This window comes from Aeromicrobium sp. (assembly GCF_036676885.1).
Taxonomy (GTDB): Bacteria; Actinomycetota; Actinomycetes; order Propionibacteriales; family Nocardioidaceae; genus Aeromicrobium.
Genome location: NZ_JAKFCB010000113.1, coordinates 1 through 10623, shown reverse-complemented (window position 1 = coordinate 10623; position 10623 = coordinate 1). Strand labels below are relative to the sequence as shown.

Annotated in this window: 11 protein-coding genes; 4 read left to right on the top strand and 7 right to left on the bottom strand. The window is 70.4% G+C overall.

Going from position 1 to position 10623, the window contains the following annotated elements:
- The 4 genes from V6M46_RS05740 to V6M46_RS05725 all read right to left on the bottom strand — a co-directional run.
- The coding region (locus V6M46_RS05740) for a DUF6318 family protein (RefSeq protein ID WP_332662819.1) at positions 1–294 on the bottom strand (294 nt) is incomplete at its 3' end.
- Between the two features lie 121 nt (positions 295–415).
- Entirely contained in the window at positions 416–904 is a 489-nt protein-coding gene (locus V6M46_RS05735; RefSeq protein WP_332662818.1) for a TM2 domain-containing protein, read from the bottom strand.
- A 16-nt stretch (positions 905–920) separates the two neighbouring features.
- Positions 921–3224 (bottom strand): protein translocase subunit SecD, encoded by a 2304-nt coding sequence (secD, locus tag V6M46_RS05730; protein ID WP_332662817.1) that lies wholly within the window; start codon positions 3222–3224, stop codon positions 921–923.
- A gap of 57 nt (positions 3225–3281) precedes the next feature.
- On the bottom strand, positions 3282–3626 hold the full coding sequence (locus V6M46_RS05725) for a hypothetical protein (protein WP_332662816.1): 345 nt from the start codon (positions 3624–3626) through the stop codon (positions 3282–3284).
- A gap of 64 nt (positions 3627–3690) precedes the next feature.
- Here V6M46_RS05725 and V6M46_RS05720 point away from each other — a divergent pair, with 64 nt between their 5' ends.
- Complete coding sequence (locus tag V6M46_RS05720) at positions 3691–4662, top strand: aldo/keto reductase (protein ID WP_332662815.1); 972 nt, start codon at positions 3691–3693, stop codon at positions 4660–4662.
- A gap of 163 nt (positions 4663–4825) precedes the next feature.
- Here V6M46_RS05720 and V6M46_RS05715 read toward each other — a convergent pair whose 3' ends face one another.
- From V6M46_RS05715 to V6M46_RS05705, 3 genes are all read right to left on the bottom strand, one after another.
- Positions 4826–5416 carry a hypothetical protein gene (locus V6M46_RS05715; RefSeq protein WP_332662814.1) on the bottom strand — a complete coding sequence of 197 codons (591 nt, stop codon included), beginning with the start codon at positions 5414–5416 and terminating at the stop codon, positions 4826–4828.
- Positions 5417–5551: 135 nt separating this feature from the next.
- Positions 5552–6829 carry an HRDC domain-containing protein gene (locus V6M46_RS05710; protein ID WP_332662813.1) on the bottom strand — a complete coding sequence of 426 codons (1278 nt, stop codon included), beginning with the start codon at positions 6827–6829 and terminating at the stop codon, positions 5552–5554.
- Positions 6826–7419: a DUF3000 domain-containing protein gene (locus V6M46_RS05705; protein WP_332662812.1), complete on the bottom strand. Its 594-nt coding sequence runs from the start codon at positions 7417–7419 to the stop codon at positions 6826–6828. The genes V6M46_RS05710 and V6M46_RS05705 overlap by 4 nt, the downstream gene beginning before the upstream one ends.
- 136 nt (positions 7420–7555) lie before the next feature.
- Here V6M46_RS05705 and hemE point away from each other — a divergent pair, with 136 nt between their 5' ends.
- The 3 genes from hemE to hemQ all read left to right on the top strand — a co-directional run.
- Positions 7556–8587 (top strand): uroporphyrinogen decarboxylase, encoded by a 1032-nt coding sequence (gene hemE / locus V6M46_RS05700; RefSeq protein ID WP_332662820.1) that lies wholly within the window; start codon positions 7556–7558, stop codon positions 8585–8587.
- Position 8588: 1 nt separating this feature from the next.
- On the top strand, positions 8589–9917 hold the full coding sequence (gene hemG / locus V6M46_RS05695) for a protoporphyrinogen oxidase (protein ID WP_332662811.1): 1329 nt from the start codon (positions 8589–8591) through the stop codon (positions 9915–9917).
- A partial coding sequence (gene hemQ / locus V6M46_RS05690; protein WP_332662810.1) for a hydrogen peroxide-dependent heme synthase occupies positions 9914–10623 on the top strand: 710 nt, incomplete at its 3' end. The genes hemG and hemQ, both read left to right, overlap by 4 nt.

Genomic DNA, 10623 nt, shown 5'->3' with positions numbered 1-10623 from the left:
GTAGGTGTCGCGGTAGAGCGTGATGTAGCTCTGGCAGCCCTTGCAGTCCGGGGATGACAGTCGGGATAGCTCTTCGACGTCTCCCGTGTTGGAGGCGTAGTTGAAGACGTCGATGTAGTGCTTGACGAAGGCGGCTGCGCCCTCGGGGGTGTCTTCCTTCGCCTGCGCCGGCATGGTCGGCGGGGTCGCTGTCGGCGTCGCGGAGGCGGTGCGCTTGGGTTCCTTGGGCTCGGGATCGGAGGAGCAAGCGCCAAGGGTCAGCAAGGCCGCAAGAACAATTCCCCCGAATCGCATGCCGAGAAACTACCGAAACGCGCGCCGTTCTGTCAGCCCCCAGCGCAGGGGTGTGGACAACGGCGTGACGTCATAAGAATCGAGGTCCAGGGGCCTCAGAAGTTATGACGCACATGCGCGCTCAGGGGCGAAGCGGGCGGCCCTGAGCGTCGGTCGGGTCGCCGACCAGCATGATGATGCCGTCGATGAACGGCCACAGCGCGCCGATACCGCAGGTGAAGATCGTGACGAGGAGCTGCGCGACGCCCTTGCCGGTGTCGCCGATGTAGAAGCGGCCGATGCCCAGCGGGATCAGGATCTGCAGGAGGCCGGCCACCAGCTTCTGCTTGTCGGAGTACGGCACACCCGTCACCGGGTGCACACCCCAGGGCGCCCCGGCCTGCGCGCCGTAGGGCTGGCCCGGAGGGGGCGGGTACCCGCCAGGAGGCGGCTGATATCCCGGGGGAGGGCCGTAGCCTCCCGGAGGAGGCGGCGGCACCTGACCCGGCGGCACCTGACCCGGAGGGGGCGGAGGCGGGTTGACCCGACCGTAGTCGGGCTCGCCACCCTCGAGGGGGACGGTCGGCTCGTTGCTGTCGGACTCGGGCGGCTCCGGCGGTGTCGACGTCATCCCCAAACCCTAGGGCCTACACCACCGCGCCGGAGGTCGACTTGCCGTCGTCGACATTGGCGTACGGGTCGATGACTCGCTTGCGCGGATCCGACGGGTCGTACGGCCACCGCTCCTCGAGCACGACCGCCAATGCCGAGGCGGTGAAGATCGTCGACAGGATGCCGACCGACAGTCCCAGCAGCAGCGCGATCGCGAAGTCGGTCAGCGAGCTGCCACCCAGCACCGCCAGCGCGGCGAGGATGAACATCGCGCCGAGGCCGGTGTTGATCGTGCGGGGGATCGTCTGCAGGATCGCCTCGTTGACGACGTCGCGCAGCGGCCGCTTGCGATTCTCGCGGGTGTGTTCGCGGATGCGGTCGAACACCACGATCGTGTCGTTGACCGCCAGACCGATGATCGACAGCACGGCGGCGAGGAACACCCCGTCGATCGGTTTGCCCCACCACGCGAACACGCCGACGACAGTCAGCACGACCGAGGCCATCGAGATCACCGCGGCGGCGGCGTACGTCCACCGGAACCGCCACGCGAGATAGAGCATCTGCGCGGCGATCGCGATCGCGAACGCGATGAGGGCCTTGTCGCGCAGCTCCTTGCCGAGGCTCGGGCCGATGAGCTCGTCGCGCTCCTTCTCGGCGGTGCCGGCGACCGTGGCGATGGCGTCCTGGATCTCGACCGCCTCGTCGTTGGTGACCTCCTCGACGCGGACCGTGATGTTCTCGCGGCCACCCGTGCCCGACGACGACTGCACGACGGCCTTGGGGTAGCCGACGTCGCTGACGGCTTCGCGGGCGACCTCGACGTCGACCTGCTTGGAGGTCGAGAACTCCAGCAGGCGACCACCGGTGAACTCGACGCCCAGGTTGAGCCCGCGCAGCGCGATGCCGCCGATCGAGACGACCGCGACCACCAGTGTCACGGCGATCCATGTGCCGCTGCGCTTCATCAGGTCCGGACCGCTCTCGGTCAGCCACTTGCGGATACGCCCGGTGCCGCTGATGCCGCTGAGCGCCGGGTGCTTGCGGACGTACGCCCGCCGCATCGCCCACTCGGTGAGCACCCGCGCGATGACCAGTGCGGAGATCATCGAGGCGATGACACCGATCGACAGGGTCACGCCGAAGCCCTTGACCGGCCCGGACGCGAAGAAGAACAGCAGCGCCGCCGCGAGCAGGGTCGTGACGTTGGAGTCGATGATCGCCGACCACGCCTTGTTGAAGCCGGTGTTGAGCGCGGGGGAGAGCCCGGCGCTCGTACGTTCTGCGTATTCCTCGCGCGCTCGTTCGAAGACCAGGACGTTCGCGTCGATGGCGAGCCCGATCGCGAGGACGAAGCCCGCGAGGCCGGGCAGCGTCAGGGTCGCGCCCAGCCAGACCAGCAGACCGTACGCGATCAGGGCGTACGTGCCGAGCGCGATCGTCGCGAGCAGGCCGACGAGCCGGTAGATGAACAGGATGAACAGACCGGTGAGGATGATGCCGATGATGGCGGCCTCGACCGACGCCTTGATGGCGACGTCGCCCAGCGTTGCGCCCACGGTGCGCTGCTCGATCGTCTCGACCTCGACAGGCAGCGCGCCGCCCTTGATCAGCACCGCGAGGTCCTTGGCCTCGGCCTGCTTGAAGTCTCCGGTGATGCTGGTACGAGCGCCACCGCCGGCGGCGCACAGCTGCGGCACCACGCCAGGTGAGGAGATGACCTTGTCGTCGAGCACGATCGCGACGCGGTTGCCGGCCGCCGTGTTGGCGCACGCGTCCGACACGAGCTGCTTCCACCCGCCGCTGCCCTGACCGTTGAACTCGACGTCGACGGTCCACTCCCCGAGGCTCTGCGGGTCGGACTGGGCCGATGCGTCCTTGACGCCGTTGCCGTTCAGCAGCGCCTTGCCGATGATGACCGGAGCACCGCTCTCGTCCTGCATGAGCTGCTCACCCTCGGCGGGCTTCTCGTCGGGGGTGGCGGGTATGCGGAGGACCTCGTGGAACGACAGCTGAGCGGTCTGGCCGATGACCTTGGCGGCCTCGCGGGGATCCTGCACGCCGGGCAGCTCGATGATGATGCGCTTCTCGCCGGAGCGAGCCAGCGTGGGCTCGGCGACGCCGAGGGCGTCGACGCGACCGCGCAGGACGCTGAGAGCGCGGTCGGTGGACTCGGCGTCGGCCTTGACCCGGCCCGTGTCCTGGGTCTCGAGGACGATCTGGGTGCCGCCCTTGAGGTCGAGGCCCAGCTTGGCGGAGCTGGTGAAGGCGAGGGCGAGGGAGCCGGCGATGACGGCGAAGGCGGCAACAGCGCGCCAGATGGGTGCACGGGAAGACATGGGTCAGCTTTCAGAGGTCACGCCGGGTGGCGTGGGCGGACGGGCGGATGGCGTGGCTCAGAGAGCTGGCGGCGCCCGACCGGTGGGGCTGACGAGGCGACTCCCGGTGCGTACGACAACCGTCTCGGCGGCCGCAACCGCGACGGTCATGCGTACGTCAGGCGCTTCGCTCGGCGGCGTCGTGGCGAGGTCGAGCTGCAGCGGCGTCTGGAGGTGGTGGGCCGGCAGCACGGCGTGCGGCACGCGTGCCGCCTTGGCGGCGGTGCCGGCGTGACTCGTGCCGGCAACGCTGAGCCGCTGCGCCGATGCGCGGGTCGGTCCGCCGAAGGTCACGAGGAGCACGGCGACCAGTGCCGCTGTCAGGGCAGCGGCGGTCCGGCGCGCGGCCGTCCTCGAGAACATCAGGCGAGTGTACGTGAGTTGAGACGCTCGCTGAGCGCATCCACGCGCTCCCTAGGCTGGAGTCATGACCCGCAACCTCGGAACCAGCGACATCGCCGTCTCGACCGTGGGTGTCGGCTGCAACGCCTTCGGCACCCGCATCGACGCGGACCAGACGAAGGCCGTCGTGGACGCTGCCTTCGAGCACGGCATCACGTTCTTCGACACCGCCGACTCGTACGGCATCGGCCAGAGCGAGCAGCTGCTCGGCGAGGCGTTGAAGGGCCGGCGCGACGAGGTCGTGATCGCGACCAAGTTCGGCATGGACATGCAGGGCGTCAACGGCGACGACGGTGGCCGGCGCGGCACCGCGGCGTACGTGCGTACGGCCGCCGAGGCGAGCCTCCAGCGGCTCGGCACCGACCACATCGACCTCTACCAGCTGCACACACCGGACCCCTCGACGCCGATCGAGGAGACCCTCGGCGCGATGACCGAGCTGGTCAAGGAGGGCAAGGTGCGCGCGATCGGTAGCTCCAACCTGCAGGCCTGGCAGGTGGTCGACGCCGACTGGATCTCCCGGACCAAGGGGCTGGAGGCGTTCGCCACGGCGCAGAACGAGTACTCCCTCTACAACCGCACCGCGGAGACCGAGCTCGTGCCCGCGTGCCTCGCCCTGGGTGTCGGTGTGCTGCCGTACTTCCCGCTGGCGTACGGCCTGCTGACCGGCAAGTACCGCCGGGGCGAGACCGCGCCCGCTGGCACGCGGCTGGCCTTGTCCTCCCAGGCGCAACGGCTCGCGAGCGCCGACTGGGACCGCATCGAGGCGCTCGAGTCGTTCGCGGCGTCGCGCGGCATCTCGATCCTCGAGCTCGCGATCGGCGGGCTCGCCGCGCAGCCGGCGGTCTCGAGCGTCATCGCGGGTGCCACGAAGCCCGAGCAGGTCGCCGCCAACGCGGCCGCAGGCGAGTGGACGCCGACGCCGGAGGATCTCGACGAGCTGGCGGCGATGGGCCGACCCGCGCAGTCGTACACGACGTTCGCGCCGCGGCGCTGAATCGCGAGGAGTTGGTCGCGCCGGGCTGGGAAGCGCCTCACGGCGCGTGGCCGCTCGAAGCGGCTAATTTTGGGACCCGGGGCTACCACAGCCCGACGCGTGCACCAGCCTAACCGAGCAATGGCGCAACTCAAGGCACCTCGCAGCGTGACTGTGAGCCAGGTCAATGCAGCCGGTCGGAGCGCTCGAGCTCAGCGGCCCGGCGCAGGTGCACGGCGGTGTCGACGAGCTTCGCGGCGCTCTGCGGATCGCCGGTGTCGAGCTGCGCCCGACCGACCCCGACGATGTGCGCGAACGCGGCCGCCCGGTCGAGTGTCACGTCGAAGTCCTCGCCGACGATGCCTCGCACGACGGTGTCGACCAGCGCGATGACCTCATCGGGTCCCGGGGGGTCGACGACCCCCGCGAGCACCTCGTGCACGGGTGCGTACGCCTTGCCGGTGCGGAACTCCAGCGCCGCCTGCTCGGGCTGGCGGTAGACCCAGGTGCGGAGCAGGTAGAGGCGCCAGAGCGCGCCGGCCAGGCTGTCGGCGGAGGCATGCGACCAGAGGTCGGCGATGACCCCGAGACCTTCCTCGTCAGCGAGGTGCAGCACGCGGTCGACGAGGCCCTGGTCGTTGTCGGACCGGGGCCCGCGGACCAGCAGCGTCGCGATGCGATGACCGGCGGCGGCCATCTCCGCAGGGTCGGCGCCATCGGCCTGCGCCTCGAACAGGGCCGAGCCGGGCAGCGACGGCCGCTTGAACTCCGTCATGCCGTGACCTCCGGCGAGAACCCTGCAGTCATGCGACAACCGTAACTGCGTAAACCTGAGTTCAGGTGCTCTGGACGACTTGTTCTCAGTAGATGTCGCAGGCGCGTGGGGCTTGCGCAGGAGATGCCGGCTGCGTCACACGTCGTCAGCGCGCAGGGCCGCCGTCAGCGGGTCCACGATCAGGCCGATCTGCCAGGCTCGCGCGCCATCTGCCGTGAGCGCCTCGGTGACGGTGTCGACCGTGATCGGCGTCGGTGGCTCCCACGCCAGGTTGCGTACGAGCTGCGGACTGATGAGGTTCTCGGTCGGCAGGTCGTGCTTCTCGGCGAGCTCCACCACGACCTCGCGGCTGCGGGCGAGTCGGTCGGCGGCTTCGGGGTTCTTGTCGGCCCAGGCTCGGGGTGGGGGCGGCCCATCCGTGCGCTGACCAGTCGTCGGCAGCTCGGACTCGTCGAGCGTCAGGCCCCGCTCCACGGCGTCGTACCACTCGCTGAGGAACCGGCGGGGACCGCGATTCCGCATGATGCGCATCGACTTGAGCGCGTTGGCGTCCTGCGGGGGATTGACCGCGATCTCGAGGATCGACGCGTCGGGCAGGATGCGACCCGGCGTCGTGTCGCGCGCCTCGGCGATCGCGTCGCGGGTCTCCCAGATCTCACGGACCAGGCCCAGCGCACGCCGTCCGCGGGCCTTGTGGATGCCGGACGTACGCCGCCAGGGCTCCTTGCGCTCGGGTGGACCCTGGAACGCCAGTAGCGCCTCGAACTCCTCGGCGGCCCACTCGCGCTTGCCGGCCTTCTGCAGGTCGGCGTCGATCAGGTCGCGGAGCTCGATCAGCACCTCCACGTCGAGCGCGGCGTAGACGAGCCACGGCTCGGGCAACGGGCGGGTCGACCAGTCCGCGGCCGAGAACTCCTTGGCCAGGCTCAGGTCGAGGTAGTGCTCGACGAGGGCGGCCAGGCCGACGCGGGGGAGGTTGAGCAGCCGGCCGGCGAGCTCGGTGTCGAACAGCGACTCGGGGTAGAGGCCGATCTCGGCGAGGCACATCAGGTCCTGCGTCGCCGCGTGCAGGATCCATTCGTTGCCGTCGAACGCGGTGTCGAGCGGCACCAGGCTGTCGAACGCGATGGGGTCGATCAGGTGCGTGCCGGAGCCCTCGCGGCGTACCTGCACGAGGTAGGCCCGCTGGGAGTAGCGGTAGCCGGAAGCCCGCTCGGCGTCGAGTGCGATCGGACCCGTGCCGGCGGCGATGCGCTCGCAGGTCTCGCGCAGCAGCTCCGGGGTGTCGACGACCGGCGGCAGCGGATCGCGGAGCTCGAGCCGGGGTGCCTGGGGTGTGATCGGCTCCGGCGTCTCGTCTGCGATGGCGTCGGTCTGGATCTCGTCGGGGGTGGCGTGTTCGGAAGGGGTCAACGGACACCACGCCTGCGCTGTAGGGGAATGACACCGGGCGCCAGCGGCGGCAGGCCGGCGATCGCGCACAACAAGTTGGACCAGGCCGCCGCATGCGAGTCCATGCCGGGCGTGGGCGGTTCGGTCAACGGCGTCCAGGAGGCGCGCACCTCGATCTGCGCGTCGGACCCGTCGGCGGCCATCTCGCCGAAGCCCTCAGAACGTACGACCGTGACGCTGCCGCTCCCGGCGGTGTAGGCGCTGCCGTACGCCTCGAGGGCCTCGGTCAGCCAGCTCCACCCGACGCTGGGCAGCACGGGATCGGCGGCCATGTCGGCCTCGATGTCTGCGCGGGCAAAGGTCACACAACGGAACGTACCGCCCCAGGCGTCGTTTCCGGCAGGGTCATGCAGCAGGATGAACCGCCCGGTCGCCAGCTCGTCCTCGCCGACGAGCACGTCGCCGCTGATCGCGAATGCGTGCGGGGCGATGCGTTGGGGCGCGGGCATCTCGTCGACCACGACCTCGGGTCGAAGGACGGCTTGCCGTATGTGCTCCACCGCAGCGGTGAACTGCGCGGGGGTGCGGTCGATGTCGCTTCGGGCTCCCACCCTGTGATCGTAGGCCCGCCGGGGTCAGGCCGGGCCCCGACACTCCGCACGACCTGAGTCACTGCCCACCTGGGGCGGCCGTGGCCCACCCGAGACAGCGATGGCTCACCTGAGACAATGCAGTGTGACCGTGACGATGACCGACAGTGCGTTCCTCCAAGCCTGCCGTGGCCAGCGGCCGGCGCACACTCCCGTGTGGTTCATGCGCCAGGCGGGCCGGTCGCTGCCGGAATACCTTGCCCTGCGCGAAGGCACCGCGATGCTCGACTCGTGCTTCCGCACCGACATGGTCGTCGAGATCACGATGCAGCCCGTACGCCGTTACGGTGTCGACGCCGCGATCTTCTTCTCCGACATCGTCGTGCCGCTCAAGGCGATCGGCATCGACCTCGACATCGTGCCGGGCACCGGTCCGGTGGTCGCCGACCCGATCCGCTCGACCGCACAGCTCGCCCAGTTCCGCGACCTGGAGCCCGACGACGTCACGCCGATCACCGACGCGGTCAAGGCCCTCGTCGGCGAGCTCGGCTCGACCCCGCTGATCGGGTTCGCGGGTGCCCCGTTCACGCTCGCGTCCTACCTCGTCGAGGGCGGGCCGTCGCGCGACCACCGACTGACCAAGCAGCTGATGTACTCCGAGCCCGACCTGTGGCACGCCCTGCTGGGCCGCATCGCGGCGATCGCGGGGCAGTTCCTGAGGCTCCAGGTCGAGGCCGGCGCGTCGGCGATCCAGCTGTTCGACTCGTGGGCCGGTGCGCTGTCGCTCGCGGACTACGAGACATACGTCAAGCCTCACTCCGCTGCGGTGCTGGCGTCGGTCGCCGATCTCGACGTGCCGCGCATCCACTTCGGCGTCGGCACGGGTGAGCTGCTGCACGCCATGGGTGATGCCGGCGCGGACGTCGTCGGTGTCGACTGGCGGGTGCCGCTCGACGAGGCCGTACGCCGGATCGGCCCCGGCAAGGCGGTCCAGGGCAACCTCGACCCCACGGCGGTCTTCGCGCCGACCGAGTTCGTGCACGCCCGCGCCGCCGAGGTCATCGAGGCGGGCCGGGCCGCCGAGGGGCACGTGTTCAACCTGGGCCACGGTGTCCTGCCGGCGACCGACCCGGACGCGCTGGCGCGCCTCGTCGACTTCGTGCACGGCTACGAGCCGACTCAGTCCTGACATGCGCGTCGCGGTCGTCGGTGGCGGCATGTCCGGCCTCGCCGCGGCGTACGAGCTGGGGGCCGGCGGCGCCGAGGTCATCGTCCTGGAGGGTTCGGACCGCCTCGGCGGCAAGCTGAAGCTCGGCTCGGTCGGTGACCTGACGCTCGACCTCGGCGCCGAGTCGATGCTGGCCCGGCGACCCGAGGCGCTCGACCTGGTGCACGCCGTCGGCCTCGACGAGCGCCTCGTCAACCCCCGTACGATCACCGCGTCGATCTGGACGCACGGCGCTCTGCGGCCGATGCCGCCGACCGTCATGGGCATACCGGCCGACGTCGACGCCTTGGCCGCGTCCGGCATCGCCGACGTCGACCCGCACGTCGTCCCGGTGCCCGACGAGGACGTATCCGTCGCGTCGTTCGTCACCGAGCGGCTGGGGCGCGACGTGCTGGACCGGCTCGTCGAGCCCTTGCTCGGCGGCGTGTACGCCGGTCGTACCGACTCGCTGTCGTTGCGAGCGACCACACCCCAGATCGCCGAGCTGGGTCCTGATCTCCTCGCGGGCGCCGTGATCGCGAGGGCCGCCGCCAACGCGAGCGGGCCGGTGTTCGCCGGGCTCGCCGGGGGAGTGGGCCAGCTGCCGGCCGCGATCGCGGCGACCGAGGGCATCGACGTACGCCTCGACGCGACGGTCCGCGCCATCACGCGCTCGGCCGACGGGTGGCGGCTCTCCGTCGGGCCGACCACCGACGTCGAGCACCTGGACGTCGACGCGGTCGTCGTCGCCGCGCCCGCGCCGGCCGCCGCTCGCCTGATCGCGGAGGACGCGCCCGACGCGGCGTTCGCGCTGGCGGCGATCGAGTACGCCAGCATGGCGCTCGTCACGTACGTCTTCGACGAGCCGCCCGCGTTCGAGGGATCCGGCTTCCTGGTCCCGCCGGTCGATCACACGTTCATCAAGGCCGCCACGGTGGCGTCCAACAAGTGGCAGTGGGTCGCCGACACCGGGCGCACGGTCATCCGAGCCTCGGTGGGACGCGCCGGCGAGGCCACGCTGCTCCAGCACGACGACCGAGACATCGCCGTCCGCGCGCTCGACGACCTCCGTACGGCGTTCGGTGGGCTGCCGGAGCCGCTCGACTGGGTCGTGCAGAGATGGGGAGGTGGGCTGCCGCAGTACGACGTCGGCCACCTCGACCGCGTCGAGATCATCGAACGCTCGGTGGCCGCCGTGCCAGGCCTCGAGGTCTGCGGCGCCGCCTACAACGGAGTCGGCATCCCTGCGGTCATCGCGTCGGGTCGGGCGGCTGCGCGGCGCATCCTCGACGCTGGGACAATCGAGGCATGACCGAGCGCGTGGAGAACAAAGGCAAGCTGGCCAAGGAGATCAACGACACGATCCGCTACACGATGTGGTCGGTCTTCCGGCTCGAGCGGGTGCTCGGCGACTCGCCCCGCGCCGCCTTCGCCGCCGAGGTCGAGGCGCTCTTCCGCACGTTCGAGGCCGATGACGTCGTGGTGCGCGGCACGTACGACGTCAGCGGTCTGCGGGCCGACGCCGACCTGATGATCTGGTGGCATGCGCCGAGCAGCGACGCGCTGCAGGTTGCCTACAACAGGTTCCGCCGCACCGAGCTCGGCTCGCACATGGCGCCGGTCTGGTCCCAGCTGGCGCTCCACCGGCCCGCCGAGTTCAACCGTTCGCACATCCCGGCGTTCATGGCCGAGGAGGAGACGCACCCGTACGTCTGCGTCTATCCGTTCGTCCGGTCGTACGAGTGGTACCTCCTGCCGGAGGAGGAGCGCCGCGACATGCTGCGCGAGCACGGCATGCAGGCGCGCGACTACCCGGACGTACGCGCCAACACCGTCGCGTCGTTCGCGCTCGGCGACTACGAGTGGATCCTCGCGTTCGAGGCCGACGAGCTGCACCGCATCGTCGACCTCATGCGGGAGCTGCGCGCCAGTCGCGCCCGCCGACACGTACGTGAGGAAGTCCCGTTCTACACCGGCCGCGCGCACACGGTCAGCGAGCTCACCGACCTCTGGCCGTA

Coding starts and splice junctions, on each gene's coding strand:
- V6M46_RS05735 (WP_332662818.1), bottom strand. CDS start 904: ATGACGTCGACACCGCCGGAGCCGCCCGAGTCCGACAGCAACGAGCCG.
- V6M46_RS05725 (WP_332662816.1), bottom strand. CDS start 3,626: ATGTTCTCGAGGACGGCCGCGCGCCGGACCGCCGCTGCCCTGACAGCG.
- V6M46_RS05720 (WP_332662815.1), top strand. CDS start 3,691: ATGACCCGCAACCTCGGAACCAGCGACATCGCCGTCTCGACCGTGGGT.
- hemG (WP_332662811.1), top strand. CDS start 8,589: ATGCGCGTCGCGGTCGTCGGTGGCGGCATGTCCGGCCTCGCCGCGGCG.
- V6M46_RS05715 (WP_332662814.1), bottom strand. CDS start 5,416: ATGACGGAGTTCAAGCGGCCGTCGCTGCCCGGCTCGGCCCTGTTCGAG.
- secD (WP_332662817.1), bottom strand. CDS start 3,224: ATGTCTTCCCGTGCACCCATCTGGCGCGCTGTTGCCGCCTTCGCCGTC.
- hemE (WP_332662820.1), top strand. CDS start 7,556: ATGACCGACAGTGCGTTCCTCCAAGCCTGCCGTGGCCAGCGGCCGGCG.